The sequence below is a fragment of the Pseudomonas sp. LTR0 genome, from assembly GCF_036630035.1.
Taxonomy (GTDB): Bacteria; Pseudomonadota; Gammaproteobacteria; order Pseudomonadales; family Pseudomonadaceae; genus Aquipseudomonas; species Aquipseudomonas putida_Y.
On the sequence record NZ_CP123734.1, the window covers coordinates 1,827,925 to 1,843,522 of the forward strand.

Genomic DNA, 15,598 nt, shown 5'->3' on the forward strand with positions numbered 1-15,598 from the left:
CCCCCTGCGGCAGGGGATGAATCTTCCCGGCCGGCTCGAAAACCAAGCGCTTCGAGGCGGCAGCCTACAGGTAGACTATTGCGTTGTGGTGAAAGTCACAGCGCACCTGGTGAAAGAAGTACAGGTGTGCACTGAAACGTCTATTTTCAGGTCCGATGAAGGTCCTGTCCAGTGTTTAAGACTGCCGCAATTTAGCATTTATCGCCAGTCGCGGTTGTCTGACCGGGTAACCAGTGCTGCAGCACCCGCTGCAATTCGGTGCGGCGCAAGGGTTTGCTGAGATAATCGTCCATACCGGCGGCCATGCAACGTTCACGGTCGCCCTGCAGGGCGTTGGCGGTCAGGGCGATGATCGGTAGCCCCTTGCCGTTGGGCAACTGGCGGATGCGTCGGGTGGCTTCATAGCCGTCCAGGTGCGGCAGGCGGCAATCCATCAGTACGGCAGCAAAGCGCTGGCGGCCGACCAGTTCGACGGCTTCGAGGCCATCCTCGGCCGTGCACACTGGCACCCCCAGACTGCGCAGCATGGCTTCTACGACACTCCGGTTGACCGGATTGTCCTCCACCAGCAGTACCTTATCATTGTCCGGTACCGTCGTTTGTGCAGTTGTTGGCGGCGTCCGCGGAATGGGGGCAGGGATGGCGAGGGCCAGCGGCATCTCCAGGGTGAAGGTCGAACCCAGGCCCTCACGGCTTTCACCGCGTAGCTTGCCGCCCATGCGCTCGGCCAAGGTACGAGCGATCGACAACCCCAGCCCGGTGCCGCCGTAACGACGGGAAATCGAGCTGTCGGCCTGCTGGAAGGCGACGAACATCATTTCCAGGCGATCGCTGTCGATGCCGATGCCGGTGTCGCGCACGCTGCAGGTCAGCCAGATCAGCTGCCGGTCGAGCACCTGCCAGCGTGCCTCGACTTGCACTTGGCCACGTTCGGTGAACTTCAGGGCGTTGCCCACCAGGTTAAGCAGGATCTGGCGGATGCGCGTGGGGTCGCCGTTCACCTGCAACTGCTCGATACCGGCCGGCAGTTGTAGGTGCAGGCCCAGGCCGCGTTGCTGGGCGCTGTGCTGGAACGACTGGACACTGCTGGTGATCAGCTCGCCGAGGTTGAAGTCGATGTGTTCCAGTTGCAATGCGGCGCGTTCGATGCGCGAAAAATCGAGGATGTCGTTGATCACCTTAAGCAAATGCCCGGTGGACTCACTGGCCACTGCCGTGTAATCGGCCTGTTCACTGCTCAGCGGTGTAGTTTCCAGCAGTTGCAGCATGCCCAGCACGCCATTCATCGGCGTGCGCAACTCATGGCTCATCATCGCCAGGAAATCTGATTTGGCGCGGTTGGCTTGTTCGGCCTCCTCGCGCGCCTGGATCAGTTCGGCAATGGCCTGCTTCTGTTCATCACTGGCCTGCTCCAGGGCGCTGGCCAGGTTGTTGATGTGGCGGGCCAAGTGGCCCAACTCGCTGTCGTCGACTACCGGCAGGGGGGTGTTGTACTCGCCTTGCTGAATAGCCTTGACCGCGTGGCCCATGTCGCTGATCGGCTTGGCCAGGCTCAGGGCCAGGCGGCGTGCCAGCAAAAAGGTGAACAGCAGGGCGAACAGCGCCAGGATCCCGGCCTTGATCACGATTTCCTGCTGGCGCTGACTGAAGGCGTCATCGGACATGCCGACAATCACCCGGCCCAGGTAGTCGTCACCGATGGCCGGGAGGGTGGTTTTGCCCTGTTGCAGGAAGTCGTTGTCCAGGCGGATTTGTTGCAGGCGAATGGGCGCCTGGAACACCTCGACCTGTTGCGCGCGGTTGGCGCTTTCGTCGGACTGCTCGACGTACACCAGGATGTGGTTGCGGCTGTCCTGCACTTCCAGAAAGCGCACGTGCGGGATGCTGAGGGTGGCGCGCATCAGCCCTTCAAGCACTTCGTTGTTGCCCGAAATCACCCCGTACTCCGACGCCGGTGCCAACTGGTTGGCGATCAGTTGCCCGGTGTGGTTGAGTTCCTGGCGCAGGTCCTGGATGCGTACGAAGGTAAAGAAGCTGATCAAGAGCAAGGTCAGTAACAGGGCGGGGCCGAGGCTGATGATCTGCGTGCGGGTATGAATGTCCCAGCTCAAGCGTTTGCTCATGGGGTAGGTTCTCCCTCGGCCAGGGCCTTGGCGGCGGCGTTCTGATCGATCGGTTCCAGACCCAGGGCACGGGCCACCTGCTGGTTGCCACTGACGCCGTAGCGCATGGGGTACAGGCTGCGCGGCCAGCGCGTCGGCGGCTGATCGAGCAACTGGTCAAGCACCCACAACCAGTCGTCCTGGTCGCTGTAGGTACTGGCCAGGGCGCCGGCGCGAACGAAGCTGGCGTTCGGGCCGATCAGCGCCATCTGCCGGCCATAACTGCTCAACAGCAGATTCTTTGCAGTCTTGGAGTTGTACAAGTCAGGGTCGTCCAGGCCCAGTAGGACATCGCTGTTGCCCAGCAGATGCTGCAGGGGGCGGTTATCACGCGGATCGGACCAGTCCTGGGCAACGATCTCCAGGCCTAGCGGCCGTGCAGCATGGCGCAGTTCGTCCAGCAGGAAACTGCTGTGCTCGCCGTACAGCACGCCAATGCGCCTGGCCTGCGGCAACAAGTAGCGTATCAGGCGCAGTTGCCGTCCCAACGGTGCGTCGCTCCACAAAAGTGTGAGGAACGCGGGGCGCGACTTTCCCAGGCGCTGTTCAGCCTGTACCCGGCTGACCCGCATGACCAGTGCCGGCGGGCCGGCGGTTTCCCCCAGGCGCCATTCCAGTGCTGCGCTGTCGAGCAGGATCAGGCGTTGGTCGGCTTTGAGCTTGCCTGGGCGTGGCAGGTTGGCGGTGATCTGAAACTGCACGTGATCTTGCGGTCGGCGGCTTTCCAGTGCGGCGATGAAGCTGCGGATACCGGGCTGGTCCTCAGCCCCCACCAGCAGGATTTCGCTGGCGGACAAAGGCCCCAACGGCCACAGGCACAGCAGCAACAAGCGCAGCAGCAGGGCCATCAGAACTCCAGCTCCGCGCTCACGCTCAGGCGGTGACGGCTGTCGTAGCGGTTCTGCACGGCAGTGGTCGGTTCATCGTCCAGGCGCTGCTGCCACAGCGCCGCCAGTTCCAGGTTACTGCCATACACCCGAAAGCGTTTTGCCAGGCGCAGGTCCAGACGCTCGTAGCGGTACTGGTTAAGGGCATCGTCGCCGTAGTAGAACAGCGCGCTCGACCAACCGGCACCCCATTCGCGCATCCACCCGGCCGAGCCGCTGTTGCGGGCGCTGAGGCGGCGGTCGTCGGGGTTGCTGGCCCAGGCATCGACGTAGGCATAGGTCAGGCGCAGGCGGTCGCGCAGGGTGGGACGCCAGTCCATCTGCGCCTCGCTGCCGCTGAAACGGGCCTTGTTGGCGTTGCTGGCGATGTACTGGTTGTTCCTCAGAGGCTCGCTGATCATGCCGGTGATCTCGTCGTAGAACAGCTTCACATCCAGGCTCAGGTCGATGTCGCTGAAGTAGCCGTTGTAGCCTAGCTCGCGCGAGCGCATGCGCTCCTGTTCAAGGTCGCCAGGGCCACGGGTCTTGACGAAGTACTCACCGTTTTGCAGCCCGAATGCATTAGGGGTCAGGTTCTTGACCGTGTAACTCCAGTTGACGTTGTTCTCGAACATGTCGGGCGAGCGCACCGCTTCGGAGTACACCGCACGCAGGCCGTGGCGCGGGGTGATCAGGTAGTTGACCGCGACGCGCGGGGTCAGCGAACTGCCAGACAGGCGCGAGTCTTCGAACATGGCCCCACCTTGCAGTATCCAGTGCTCGTCAGCCCGCCATTCCAGCTGGCCGAACAGACGCCAGGTCTGGTCGTCGATGCTGCCGTTGAAGTAGGTCTGCGAGTCGGCGCGGTCATAGCGGTAGTTCATGCCACTGAGCAGACGCAGGCTGTCGGTCAGGCTCAGGGTGTCCTGGATTTCCAGGTCATAGCGGGTTTCACGGGTGCTCTGGTCCACATCGCCGCAGACCGGCTGGCTGCCACCGGCCTTCCATTGCGCCTGCACTTTGTCGGAGAGCGCACTCAGCACCGGGTCGCTGGTCGTGGGCAGGTTGCCCAAGGCAACCCCGCGCGCCACTTTTTCGGCAAAGTCGGGGTTCAACTGCCACAGCTGGGTCAGTTCGGGGCTGAACGACTGCAAGGCATCACAGGCGCGCCACACTTGCTGGCGATCGAAATGCTGGGCTGAGCCCTGGATATAAAGGCTGTGTTCGGCGCTGAAGTCTTTGGTCCAGCGCAACGAGCCCGCATAGTCCTTGGCGTTGACGTCGGCATTGTTCCCGGACTCGTACTTCTGGAACACTGGCTGGTAGGTGTAGGGCCGCTGATTGCTGCCTTCCTTGGCCGCCAGTTGCCACTCCAGGGTCTGGTCGACTGCCAGGTTGTGGTTGGCGCTGAGGTTGAGGCGGGTAAGGCGGCGGCTGTCGCGGTAGTCCTGGCCGAACTGGTTCTCATCGAAGCCGTCGTCCTGTTGGCCTGACAGCGACAGGCGCATGTCGCCGCCGTCCCAGCCGAAGCCGTGGCTGGCATAGAAGTCGTTGATGCCGTCCTGGCCGCGCGTCACTTTCAGCCGCGTACCATGGCTGTCAGCGGGGCGGCGGGTGAGGATGTTGACCACCGCCATCAATGCGTTGGCGCCATAGCTGACTGTGTTCGGCCCGCGGAATACCTCGATGCGCTCGATATCCTCCATGGCCAAAGGGATGTCGCTCCAGTCCACCGTGGCCAGGCCTGCGCGATACACCGAGCGGCCATCGATCAGTACCTGCATGCGCCGTGCGTCGTTGACGTTGCTGCCGTGGTAGTTGACCGTGGGTTGATTACCGGCACCGTAGCCGATCATCATGCCCGGTACCAGGCGCAGCAGTTCGGGGATGTCACGGGCACCGCTGGCGCGAATCAGTTCGCTGTCGAGTACGGTCATGCTGCCCGGTACAGCGGCGGGGGATTGTTTCAGGCGTGTGGCGGTCAGAACCTGTGGCAGATCGGTATTGTCGATGAACAGGTCGTCGGCCATGGCCTGACCGCCGAGCAGGGCGGTCAATAACAGCAGGCGCGGGTAAGGGGGCGTGCCAGGGAACACGGGGCTGCCTTTGCTTCAGGATTGAAACAGGCATGGTAACTGACCTTGGCGTATTTTCCAGTGATCTGCAGCGGTTTTGCAGCGTGCCTGTCTTGACGCTTTCACGGGGGCGGAAATCGAACGCCGCCCCGCGCGGCGCATCGCGAGCAAGCTCGCTTCTGCATTTGTTGCAATGTGGCCATGACAGTGTCATCTGCGTTGCTAGCCTTGGCGCATGGCAGGCGAGCCGTATAATGGCGGGGTCGCCACTAACTTTTGGCTTTAATGGATTGGATATGACTGAACAGCAACCTGTTGCGGTTCTGGGCGGCGGCAGCTTCGGCACCGCCGTGGCGAACCTGCTGGCGGAAAACGGTGTGCCGGTGCGCCAATGGATGCGCGATCCGGCGCAGGCCGAGGCCATGCGTGTGAATCGCGAGAATCCGCGCTACCTCAAGGGCATCCGCTTGCACGATGGGGTTGAGCCGGTCAACGACCTGCTGGCCACCCTGCAGGCCAGTGAGCTGATCTTTGTTGCCCTGCCATCGAGTGCCTTGCGCAGCGTATTGGCACCCCATGCTGAACTGCTGCGCGGCAAAGGCCTGGTCAGCCTGACCAAGGGCATCGAAGCGCAAAGCTTCAAGCTGATGAGCCAGATCCTCGAAGAAATCGCCCCCGAGGCGCGCATAGGCGTTTTGTCGGGGCCTAACCTGGCGCGCGAAATCGCCGAACATGCACTGACTGCCACAGTGGTGGCCAGTGAGCACGAAAAACTGTGCCAGCAGGTACAGGCCGTGCTGCATGGGCGCACCTTCCGCGTCTACGCCAGTGCCGACCGTTTCGGCGTCGAACTGGGCGGGGCACTGAAGAACGTCTACGCGATCATCGCCGGCATGGCGGTGGCCTTGGGGATGGGCGAGAACACCAAGAGCATGTTGATTACCCGGGCCTTGGCCGAGATGACCCGCTTCGCCGTCAGCCAGGGCGCCAACCCCATGACCTTCCTCGGCCTGGCCGGTGTCGGTGACCTGATCGTCACCTGCTCCTCGCCCAAGAGCCGCAACTATCAGGTTGGCTACGCACTGGGTCAGGGCCAAAGCCTGGAAGAGGCGGTCAACCGCCTGGGCGAAGTGGCCGAGGGTGTCAACACGCTCAAGGTGCTCAAGACCAAAGCCCAGCAAGTGCAGGTGTACATGCCGCTGGTCGCTGGCCTGCATGCCATCCTGTTCGAAGGCCGCACGTTGAACCAGGTGATCGAGCACCTGATGCGCGCTGAGCCCAAGACCGATGTCGATTTCATTTCCATCAGCGGTTTCAACTGAGCCCTTGCGGCTCTGACACGAGCAAGGAGCAACACATGAACGATACGCCCGAACGCGCCCAGCGCGAGTCGATCATCCTGCGGGTGCTGTGGATGCTGGTGTTCCTGGTGGTATGGCAACTGGCCGAGGTGCTGCTGGGTGGTCTGGTGCTGGTACAGCTGATCTACCGACTGGTGTATGGGGCGCCCAACGCCAGTCTCATGAACTTCGGCGACAGCCTGAGCCAGTACCTGGCACAGATCGGCCGCTTCGGCAGTTTCCACAGCGACCAGAAGCCATGGCCGTTCGCTGACTGGCCTGCCCCGCGTGCGCCGGAAGGCGAAGCCGCGCACGCCGTGGCGCCGGCACCCCACCCGGTGCGTGACGAGGAACCCAAGCTGTGAAGCTGTGGGTACTGCGCCACGGTGAAGCTGAGCCGCGAGCCAATACAGACGCCGAGCGCCGGCTGACGGCCCATGGTCGCGAGCAGGTGCTGCACAGTGCTGCTCGCCTGATCGGGCAGCCATTGCAGGCGATTTTCGCCAGCCCTTACGTACGCGCCCAGCAGACAGCCACGCTGGTACATGACACCCTGGGCTTCGTCGAACCGGTGCGCACCGTGCCCTGGCTGACGCCAGAGGGTGATGTGCAGCAGGTCATCGGTGAAATCGAACGCCTGGGGCTTGAGCATGTACTACTGGTCAGCCATCAGCCGCTGGTGGGTACCCTGGTAGGTGCGCTGGAGCACGGTCACAAGCAACAGCCGGCGGCCATGAGCACTGCCAGCCTGGCGGAGCTGGAAGGTGACTGGCCGCTGGCCGGGCTGATGACGCTTCGGGCCATCCACTCACCCGCTTGAACTTGCGATGGCTTGTGCAGGCCGCTGTCTCGCCCGGGTCTAAATGCTGGCGTGGGTAATGATCGATAAGGCAACTGGCATTTTTGTCAGTTGTCGTGTTTCACCACCGCTTGCTAGCGTTGCCTCACGGCAAATATCAGGGAATGGCAAATGAGGGGTGAAATGCTGGAACTGTTGCGCTGTCTGGACCTGCAACCCACCCTGGAACAGGTTGACCAAGGTACTTCGCTGGATTTCGCCCAATACAGCCTGCTGCGCGAATCGGCCGATGCCAGGTTTTACCACCTGATGCGCAAGGTGAGCGACAACCCCAGGCTGGAGCCCACGGCGAGGCAACAATGCGAACAGGACCTGCGTACACTGCAGGACGCCTGCCTGCGGGTCTCGCACCTGCTGCAAACCAGTTGTCTGGCCTTGCGCCGCCTGCAACTGGACTACCAGGGCCAGCGCCTGGCCCGCGAGGCGCTGGAGAGCCAAGTGGCCTACATGCAGGCTTGCCTGCGGCGGTCGCTGAGCAGTTTCGACCGCTCGGCATGACCTGATCCCCCTCGCCGATGACCTTTATGGACATTGCCGAACCGCCCGCTGATGCCGACAATGGGCCATCACTCCGCTCTGGACCAGGCGCCATGTCGCAGCAGATCTTCTTCGCCCATGCCAACGGTTTTCCATCGGCCACCTACGGCAAGCTGTTTGCAGCGCTGGCGCCGGACTATCAGGTGCAGCACCTGGCCCAGCATGGGCATGACCCGCGCTTTCCCGTGGACGAAAACTGGCAAAGCCTGGTCGATGAACTGTTGCATCACCTGGCGCAGCAGGACCAGCCAGTCTGGGGCGTTGGCCATTCGCTGGGTGGGGTGTTGCACCTGCATGCGGCATTACGCTGCCCCGAGTACTACCGGGGGCTGGTAATGCTCGACTCTCCAGTGCTCACCCGCGCGGATCAGTGGCTGCTGCGCACAGCCAAGCGCTTTGGTTTCATCGACCGCATCACACCGGCCGGGCGCACCCTGGGGCGTCGCGAAACCTTCAACGACCGCGACAGCGCCCGGGATTATTTCGCGGGCAAATCACTGTTCCGCCATTTCGATCCCGATTGCCTCGACGCTTATTTGGAACATGGCCTGCAGGCGGTGGAGCAGGGGCTACAGTTGCGCTTCGATCCTGCTACCGAAATCAGCATCTACCGCAGCATCCCGCATACCAGCCCCGCCCCCGCGCGCCAGTTGCAGGTGCCGCTGGCCATGGTGCGCGGCAACCGTAGCAACGTCATCCGTCGCCACCACACTTTGGCTGTGCGTGGCATGCCTAAAGGTGAATACCACAGTGTACCGGGTGGGCACATGTTCCCGCTGGAGCGCCCGACCGACACTGCCAGCCTGATCAAGGGCCTGTTCGACCGCTGGAGCCAGGCATGAGCGCGCACGTTGAGGAGATTCGCCTGAGCCTGGGCCATATCGAACTGGCTGCACACCTGTTCGGCCCCGAAGACGGGCTGCCGGTGATTGCCCTGCATGGCTGGCTGGACAACGCCAACAGCTTTGCCCGCCTGGCTCCGCAACTGAAAGGGCTGCGCATCGTCGCCCTGGACCTGGCCGGCCATGGCTATTCGGAGCACCGCCCGCTCGGCGCCAGTTATGCCCTGGCCGACTATGCCCATGACGTGCTGCGAGTGGCCGAGCAACTGGGCTGGCAGCGTTTCGCCCTGCTGGGGCATTCGTTGGGCGCGATCATTTCGGTGCAACTGGCCGGGGCATTGCCCGATCGGGTCAGTCACCTGGCGTTGATCGACGGTGTCATCCCGCCGACCGGCGCCGAGCAGGACGCCGGCGAGCGCTTAGGGATGGCACTGCAAGCCCAGTTGCGGCTGGATGGCAAACGCAAGTCGGTGTACGCGACATTGGAAGCCGGTGTGCAAGCCCGGATGAAAGGCATGGTCGCGGTCAGCCGTGAGGCGGCCGAGCTGCTGGCCCAGCGTGGCCTGATGCCGGTGCCCGGTGGCTACAGCTGGCGCAGCGACAGCCGCTTGACCCTGCCCTCGCCGGTGCGCCTGAGCGAGGCCCAGGCCATGGCCTATGTGCGGCGGGTGAGTTGCCCGGCGCTGTTGGTGGTGGCTGCCGACGGCATGCTGGCACGCCACACGGGGTTGCTGGAGCAGCTACCCTTTGAACAGGTGACGCTGCCCGGCGGCCATCACCTGCACCTGAACGATGCGCAGGGCGCAGTCCTTGTCGCAGACTGTATCAATCGCTTCTTTGGCTTTGCTTGACTTGCACCGGACAAGTGTCGAGGCTTGGCGGGTTGAACAGGGAGACAACCATGCAACTGCCAGACATCCTGGAGCTTCAATTCGGCGCTGAACGCCGCCTGGTTCGCCAATGAGCGCGCCTGTTTCCATTCGCACTGCCCTGGCAGCCTGCCTGGTGCTCGCCAGCCCCGTGCTTTGGGCCGGTAGCCTGCCGGTACCGCAGGACGCCAAGGTGGTCGATCAACGCCCGGCCGTCGAGCAGGAGCGGGTCTACCCGATGGGCCCGTTGCGCAAGATCAGTGGCCGCCTGCGGGTCGATGACAAGGTCGAGAGCCGCGGTCAGGTCAGCTCGGTGACCTACGAATTGCCCGTCGAGCGTACTGCCCGTGAGGCCTTTACCAGTGCCCGCGAAGCACTTGTACGCGACGGTGGCTACCCGTTGTTCTGGTGCCAGGGGCGTGATTGCGGTGAGGCCAGCCTGTGGGCCAATGATGTATTCGCCAATGCCCGCCTCAACGGTGGCGATGAGCAGCAGGCGTTCATTCTGCTACGCCGCTCGGCAGAAGAGGCCGACACCCTGGTCGCGCTGTACAGCGTTACCCGTGGCAACCGCCGTGCCTACCTGCATGTGGAAGAGTTTATCGCAGACAGCCCGCTGGGCGAGCTGCTGCCAACCGCTGCCACGGTGCTGCGCGAAATGCTCGACACCGGCAAGCTTGACTACCCTGACCTTGCCGCGCCGCAAGACACCTGGGTAAACCTGCTGGCCCGCAGCCTGAACCTCGACAGCAGCTTGCGCGTCAGCCTCAGTGGCGCCCAGGCTGAGGCCTGGCGCGAGGCGCTGGTCAAGGCCGGGGTGCGTAGCCGCCGCCTTGAAGTCGGCAGTGCGCCTGCAGACGGCCTGCACCTTGAACTGATCCGTTGAACGAGCACCATCATGATTAACAATGATCGCCTGCTGGTCCAGATTCTGCTGGTGGCGTTGCTCGGTGCTGGCCTGTGGGTGATGGCACCGTTCATATCGGCATTGCTGTGGGGGGCCATCCTGGCCTTTGCCAGCTGGCCGTTGATGCGCTTCCTCACGCGCCTGTTGGGGGGGCGTGAGACGCTGGCAGCGGGCCTGCTGACCACGGCCTGGATCCTGATTGTGGCACTGCCGCTGGTGTGGCTGGGGTTCAACCTGGCCGATCACATTCGCGATGCTACGGCGTTTGTGCGTGATGTGCAGGTCGACGGCCTGCCCGATGCGCCGGCCTGGCTGGGCGGCATACCCTTCGTTGGCGAGCGCCTGGTCAACGGTTGGCAATCGCTTGACCAGCAAGGTGCAGCCTTGCTTGCCTCGATCAAGCCTTACTTTGGGCAGGTGGGTAACTGGTTGCTGGCTCGCAGCGCACAGATTGGCAGCGGCGTGCTGGAACTGACCCTGAGCCTGGTGTTCGTGTTCTTCTTCTACCGCGACGGGCCACGCTTGGCGGCATTCGTGCTGCGCTTGCTGCACCGGCTGATGGGCGAGCGCGCCGAGTATTACCTCGAGCTGGTAGCCGCTACCGTGCAGCGGGTGGTCAACGGGGTGATCGGCACGGCGGCCGCGCAGGCCATCCTGGCGCTGATCGGCTTCCTGATCGCGGGGGTGCCCGGGGCGATCGTGCTGGGGTTGGTGACCTTCATGCTCAGCCTCATCCCCATGGGGCCGCCGCTGGCCTGGATCCCGGCCACCGCTTGGCTGGTGTGGAAGGGCGAATACGGCATGGCAGTGTTCCTGGGCGTCTGGGGCACCTTCGTAATCAGTGGCGTGGACAACGTGCTCAAGCCTTACCTGATCAGCCGTGGCGGCAACCTGCCGCTGGTGATCGTGCTGCTGGGCGTGTTCGGTGGCTTGCTTGCCTTTGGCTTCATTGGCCTGTTCATCGGGCCGACCTTGCTGGCGGTCGGCTACAGCCTGTTGCTGGACTGGAGCCGTAACGCGGCTCAGCAGCCGCCACAACAATAAGCCTGTAACGGCCCTTTCGCGGGCTTGCCCGCTCCCACAGGTACCACACAGGCCTTGAAGGCTGTGCAGTGCCTGTGGGAGAGCGGGCGTGCCCGCGAAGAGGCCGTTACAGGCAGACCACAACGCTGATTTTACGCATTCTTTATACCCACCCCCACACCCCGCTCTCGCCCCTTTACGCCCCTCCCTCGGACAATTTCCCTAAAGCGGCCCAAGCCGTAACACGGGGAGAACCACATATGAACATGCTCGACGGGCTGTCACTGCTGCTGGCAGTGGCATTGGCGTTTTATCTGCTGGTGGCGCTGCTGCGCGCCGATCGCAGCTAGGGAGCGGCCATGCACAGTTACGATTTCGCCTTGCTCCTGGCATTCTTCGCCATTGTGCTGCTACCGGCACCCTGGCTTGGGCGGTTCTTCTTCAAGGTCATGGAGGGCCAGCGTACCTGGCTGACGCCTGTGCTGGGCCCGGTCGAGCAGGGCTGTTACCGGCTGGCAGGTGTGAACGCCAACCAGGAGCAGGACTGGCGGCAATACGCTCTGGCCCTGCTGGCGTTCAACCTGGTCGGCTTCCTGCTGCTGTTCAGCGTGCTGCTGTTGCAGGGCTACCTGCCACTCAACCCACAGCACCTGCCTGGCCAGGAATGGTCACTGGCGTTCAACACCGCCGTCAGTTTCGTTACCAATACCAACTGGCAGGCCTATAGCGGTGAGGCGTCGGTCAGCTACCTGAGCCAGATGCTTGGCCTGACCGTGCAGAACTTTGTCAGCCCTGCCACCGGCCTGGCCGTGCTGGTTGCCCTGTGCCGCGGTATCGCCCGGCGCAGTGCGACGACGCTGGGCAACTTCTGGGTCGACATGACTCGTGCCACCCTCTATGGCCTGTTGCCGCTGTGCGTGCTGCTGGCGCTGCTGCTGGTCTGGCAGGGCGTACCGCAGACCTTTGCCGACTACGCCCACGCGCTGACCTTGCAAGGTGGCGATCAGACCATTCCGTTAGGGCCGGCCGCCAGCCAGATCGCCATCAAGCAGCTGGGTACCAATGGCGGCGGCTTCTTCGGCGTCAACTCGTCGCACCCGTTCGAAAACCCTACGGCCTGGAGCAACCTGTTCGAGGTGGCGTCGATCATCCTCATTCCGGTGGCTTTGGTGTTCACCTTCGGTCACTACGTGAAGGACCTGCGCCAGAGCCGCGCCATCCTCGCCTGCATGCTTGCCCTGTTCCTGATCGGAGGCAGCACGGCATTGTGGTCCGAGCACCAGCCGAACCCAGCGCTGGAAAGCGCCCAGGTGCAGCAGACCGCCCCCCTGGAGGGCAAGGAAAGCCGCTTCGGCACCACTGGTTCGGTGCTGTGGGCGGTCACCACCACCGCTGCCTCCAACGGTTCGGTCAACGCCATGCACGACAGCCTCAACCCGCTGACCGGCATGGTGGCGATGGTCAACATGATGGTCGGCGAGGTGATCTTCGGCGGCGTTGGCGCCGGGCTGTACGGCATGTTGCTGTTCGTGCTGATCGCGGTGTTCCTGGCCGGGCTGATGATTGGTCGCACGCCGGAATACCTGGGCAAGAAACTGCAGGCCCGTGAGGTGCAACTGCTGGTGGCAACGCTGCTGGTGATGCCGGTCGGTGTGCTGGTACTTGGCGCCATCGCCGCCAGCTTGCCCGGCCCGGCCGGGGCGGTCACCAACCCGGGGGCGCATGGTTTCAGCCAGTTGCTGTACGCCTACACCTCGGGCTCGGCCAACAACGGCTCGGCCTTTGCCGGCTTTGGTGCCAACACCGTGTATCACAACCTGATGATCGGCCTGGCCATGCTCATCGGCCGCTTCGGCTACATCCTGCCGATACTGGCGTTGGCCGGCAGCCTGGCGGCGAAAAAAAGCGCGCCGCTGGGGCAGAACAGCTTCCCCACCCACGGCCCGCTGTTCACCGGCTTGCTGCTGGTGACCATCCTGCTGGTCGGTGGCCTGACCTTCCTGCCGTCCCTGGCCCTTGGGCCAATCGCCGAACACCTTAGCCTGGGTTTTTGAGGACCGATCATGAACATGCCCATTCCTGAAGTGAATAGCCGGCACAGCGCCAAGGACCAGACCCGCTTCGCCGCGCTGTGGCGCCCGGCGCTGGTGCAGGCGTTCGTCAAGCTCGACCCGCGTCAGCTCAAGCGCTCACCGGTAATGCTGGTGGTGGCCCTGACCGCAGTACTGACCACCGTGCTGTGCTTTGCGCCCGGCGGCGGTGTGAGCACCGGCGTTGCGGTGCAGATCGCCCTATGGCTGTGGTTCACCGTGTTGTTTGCCAACTTCGCCGAGGCGTTGGCCGAGGGCCGGGGCAAGGCCCGCGCCGACAGCCTCAAGGCCGGCAGCCAGGGCCTGACCGCTCAGCGTCGCCAGCGTGATGGCAGCTACGAGACGGTGGCTGCCAGCGCATTGCGCAAGGATGATGTGGTACGCGTGGTCGCCGGCGAAATGATCCCCGGCGACGGCGAGGTACTTGAAGGCATTGCGGCCGTCAACGAGGCCGCCATTACCGGTGAGTCCGCGCCGGTAATACGCGAATCAGGTGGCGACCGCTCGGCGGTGACCGGCAACACGCGGCTGGTCTCCGACTGGCTGCTTATCCGCATCACCAGCAACCCGGGCGAGTCGACCCTGGACCGCATGATCGCCCTGGTCGAAGGCGCCAAGCGGCAAAAGACCCCGAACGAAATAGCCCTCGACATCCTGCTGATCGGCCTGACCCTGATTTTCTTGATCGTGGTGGTGACCTTGCAGCCGTTCGCCCACTTCGTGGGTGGCAGCCTGCCGCTGATCTTCCTGGCCGCGCTGCTGGTGACGCTTATCCCCACCACCATCGGCGGGCTGCTGTCGGCTATCGGTATCGCCGGCATGGACAGGCTGGTACGGCTGAATGTCATTGCCCGCTCGGGCCGCGCCGTCGAGGCGGCCGGGGACGTGCATACACTGATGCTCGACAAGACCGGCACCATCACCTTCGGCAACCGCCGCTGCAGCGCACTGCATGCGGCACCGGGCATTACCGCCAAGGAACTGGGGGAGGGCGCCTTGCTGGCCTCGCTGGCCGACGACACCGCCGAAGGCAAGTCGATTGTCGAGTACCTGCGCCAGTTGCACGACTTTGTCGAGCCGCCTGCCGGGCAGTTCGAAGCGGTGGCCTTCAGTGCCGAGACACGCCTGTCGGGCATCGACTTCCAGCAGCACCGCTACCGCAAGGGCGCCGTCGATGCGGTGCTGGCATTCGTCGGTATGCAACGCCTGGAAATGCCGGCGGCGCTGGCCCGCGAAGTCGAACGCATTGCGCAGAGTGGCGGCACACCGTTGCTGGTGTGCGTCGACAAGCGCTTGCTGGGCGTGATTCACCTCAAGGATGTGGTCAAGCCTGGCATCCGCGAGCGCTTCGCCGAGCTGCGCAAGCTGGGCATCCGCACGGTGATGGTGACCGGCGACAACCCGCTGACTGCAGCTGCCATCGCCGCCGAAGCGGGGGTAGATGACGTGCTGGCCGAAGCCACGCCCGAGAAGAAGCTGGCGCGTATTCGCCAGGAGCAGAATGACGGCCGCCTGGTTGCCATGTGTGGCGACGGTGCCAACGACGCCCCGGCGCTGGCCCAGGCTGACGTAGGCATGGCCATGAACGATGGCACTCAGGCTGCGCGGGAGGCCGCCAACATGGTCGACCTGGACAGCGACCCTACCAAGCTGCTGGACGTAGTACAGGTCGGCAAGGAGCTGCTGGTCACCCGTGGTGCGCTGACCACATTCTCCATTGCCAACGATGTGGCCAAATACTTCGCCATCCTGCCGGCGCTGTTCGCTGCCATCTACCCGCAACTGGGCGTACTCAACCTGATGCAACTGGCCAGCCCGCAGAGCGCGATCCTGTCGGCCATTGTGTTCAACGCGCTGATCATCATCGTGCTGATCCCGCTGGCGCTACGTGGCGTGCGCGTGCAGGCGGTGAGTGCGGCGCACCTGTTGCGGCGCAATCTGTTGATCTACGGGTTGGGTGGCATTGTGGTGCCGTTTGCCGGGATCAAGCTGATCGACCTGCTGCTCAATGCCCTGAACCTGGTCTGA

General features: G+C 63.6%; 14 protein-coding genes. 11 read left to right on the plus strand and 3 right to left on the minus strand.

Features of this window, described 5'->3' with window-relative positions:
* Nucleotides 1-191: 191 nt before the first annotated feature.
* Genes QCL51_RS08355 through QCL51_RS08365 form a run of 3 tightly spaced genes read right to left on the minus strand, consistent with a single transcriptional unit; the run spans nt 192 to nt 5,124 of the window.
* Complete coding sequence (locus QCL51_RS08355; protein ID WP_021785479.1) at nt 192-2,123, minus strand: ATP-binding protein; 1,932 nt, start codon at nt 2,121-2,123, stop codon at nt 192-194.
* Entirely contained in the window at nt 2,120-3,010 is an 891-nt protein-coding gene (locus QCL51_RS08360; RefSeq protein WP_021785480.1) for an ABC transporter substrate-binding protein, read from the minus strand. The genes QCL51_RS08355 and QCL51_RS08360 overlap by 4 nt, the downstream gene beginning before the upstream one ends.
* Nucleotides 3,010-5,124: a TonB-dependent receptor gene (locus tag QCL51_RS08365; RefSeq protein WP_031322847.1), complete on the minus strand. Its 2,115-nt coding sequence runs from the start codon at nt 5,122-5,124 to the stop codon at nt 3,010-3,012. Before QCL51_RS08365 ends, QCL51_RS08360 begins: the two co-directional genes overlap by 1 nt.
* A 275-nt stretch (nt 5,125-5,399) precedes the next feature.
* Between QCL51_RS08365 and QCL51_RS08370 the strand changes: the two genes are divergently transcribed.
* The 11 genes from QCL51_RS08370 to kdpB all read left to right on the plus strand — a co-directional run bounded on the left by QCL51_RS08370 (nt 5,400) and on the right by kdpB (nt 15,598).
* Complete coding sequence (locus QCL51_RS08370; RefSeq protein WP_021785481.1) at nt 5,400-6,425, plus strand: NAD(P)H-dependent glycerol-3-phosphate dehydrogenase; 1,026 nt, start codon at nt 5,400-5,402, stop codon at nt 6,423-6,425.
* Between the two features lie 35 nt (nt 6,426-6,460).
* Nucleotides 6,461-6,808: a DUF4389 domain-containing protein gene (locus QCL51_RS08375; RefSeq protein ID WP_021785482.1), complete on the plus strand. Its 348-nt coding sequence runs from the start codon at nt 6,461-6,463 to the stop codon at nt 6,806-6,808.
* Nucleotides 6,805-7,263, plus strand: coding sequence for a phosphohistidine phosphatase SixA (sixA, locus tag QCL51_RS08380; protein WP_021785483.1), 459 nt, complete (start codon nt 6,805-6,807; stop codon nt 7,261-7,263). The genes QCL51_RS08375 and sixA overlap by 4 nt, the downstream gene beginning before the upstream one ends.
* A 162-nt stretch (nt 7,264-7,425) precedes the next feature.
* A complete protein-coding gene (locus QCL51_RS08385; protein ID WP_101196439.1) occupies nt 7,426-7,800 on the plus strand; it encodes a hypothetical protein in 375 nt (124 codons plus the stop codon).
* Between the two features lie 92 nt (nt 7,801-7,892).
* A complete protein-coding gene (locus QCL51_RS08390) occupies nt 7,893-8,681 on the plus strand; it encodes an alpha/beta hydrolase (RefSeq protein ID WP_101196440.1) in 789 nt (262 codons plus the stop codon).
* Entirely contained in the window at nt 8,678-9,532 is an 855-nt protein-coding gene (locus QCL51_RS08395) for an alpha/beta hydrolase (RefSeq protein ID WP_101196441.1), read from the plus strand. Before QCL51_RS08390 ends, QCL51_RS08395 begins: the two co-directional genes overlap by 4 nt.
* Nucleotides 9,533-9,641: 109 nt before the next feature.
* Nucleotides 9,642-10,436 (plus strand): DUF4892 domain-containing protein, encoded by a 795-nt coding sequence (locus QCL51_RS08400; RefSeq protein ID WP_021785487.1) that lies wholly within the window; start codon nt 9,642-9,644, stop codon nt 10,434-10,436.
* Between the two features lie 12 nt (nt 10,437-10,448).
* Complete coding sequence (locus tag QCL51_RS08405; protein ID WP_021785488.1) at nt 10,449-11,501, plus strand: AI-2E family transporter; 1,053 nt, start codon at nt 10,449-10,451, stop codon at nt 11,499-11,501.
* Nucleotides 11,502-11,740: 239 nt separating this feature from the next.
* Nucleotides 11,741-11,830 carry a K(+)-transporting ATPase subunit F gene (gene kdpF / locus QCL51_RS08410; RefSeq protein ID WP_003251485.1) on the plus strand — a complete coding sequence of 30 codons (90 nt, stop codon included), beginning with the start codon at nt 11,741-11,743 and terminating at the stop codon, nt 11,828-11,830.
* 9 nt (nt 11,831-11,839) lie between these two features.
* Nucleotides 11,840-13,534, plus strand: a complete 1,695-nt coding sequence (kdpA, locus tag QCL51_RS08415; protein ID WP_021785489.1) for a potassium-transporting ATPase subunit KdpA — start codon at nt 11,840-11,842, stop codon at nt 13,532-13,534.
* Nucleotides 13,535-13,543: 9 nt separating this feature from the next.
* Nucleotides 13,544-15,598, plus strand: coding sequence for a potassium-transporting ATPase subunit KdpB (gene kdpB, locus QCL51_RS08420; RefSeq protein ID WP_021785490.1), 2,055 nt, complete (start codon nt 13,544-13,546; stop codon nt 15,596-15,598).

What these genes read in the sequence shown, in the direction of transcription:
- QCL51_RS08400 (WP_021785487.1), top strand. Translation starts at nt 9,642, where the DNA reads ATGAGCGCGCCTGTTTCCATTCGCACTGCCCTGGCAGCCTGCCTGGTG.
- QCL51_RS08385 (WP_101196439.1), top strand. Translation starts at nt 7,426, where the DNA reads ATGCTGGAACTGTTGCGCTGTCTGGACCTGCAACCCACCCTGGAACAG.
- kdpA (WP_021785489.1), top strand. Translation starts at nt 11,840, where the DNA reads ATGCACAGTTACGATTTCGCCTTGCTCCTGGCATTCTTCGCCATTGTG.
- QCL51_RS08405 (WP_021785488.1), top strand. Translation starts at nt 10,449, where the DNA reads ATGATTAACAATGATCGCCTGCTGGTCCAGATTCTGCTGGTGGCGTTG.
- kdpB (WP_021785490.1), top strand. Translation starts at nt 13,544, where the DNA reads ATGAACATGCCCATTCCTGAAGTGAATAGCCGGCACAGCGCCAAGGAC.
- QCL51_RS08375 (WP_021785482.1), top strand. Translation starts at nt 6,461, where the DNA reads ATGAACGATACGCCCGAACGCGCCCAGCGCGAGTCGATCATCCTGCGG.
- QCL51_RS08390 (WP_101196440.1), top strand. Translation starts at nt 7,893, where the DNA reads ATGTCGCAGCAGATCTTCTTCGCCCATGCCAACGGTTTTCCATCGGCC.
- kdpF (WP_003251485.1), top strand. Translation starts at nt 11,741, where the DNA reads ATGAACATGCTCGACGGGCTGTCACTGCTGCTGGCAGTGGCATTGGCG.
- QCL51_RS08355 (WP_021785479.1), bottom strand. Translation starts at nt 2,123, where the DNA reads ATGAGCAAACGCTTGAGCTGGGACATTCATACCCGCACGCAGATCATC.
- QCL51_RS08395 (WP_101196441.1), top strand. Translation starts at nt 8,678, where the DNA reads ATGAGCGCGCACGTTGAGGAGATTCGCCTGAGCCTGGGCCATATCGAA.
- QCL51_RS08360 (WP_021785480.1), bottom strand. Translation starts at nt 3,010, where the DNA reads ATGGCCCTGCTGCTGCGCTTGTTGCTGCTGTGCCTGTGGCCGTTGGGG.
- QCL51_RS08370 (WP_021785481.1), top strand. Translation starts at nt 5,400, where the DNA reads ATGACTGAACAGCAACCTGTTGCGGTTCTGGGCGGCGGCAGCTTCGGC.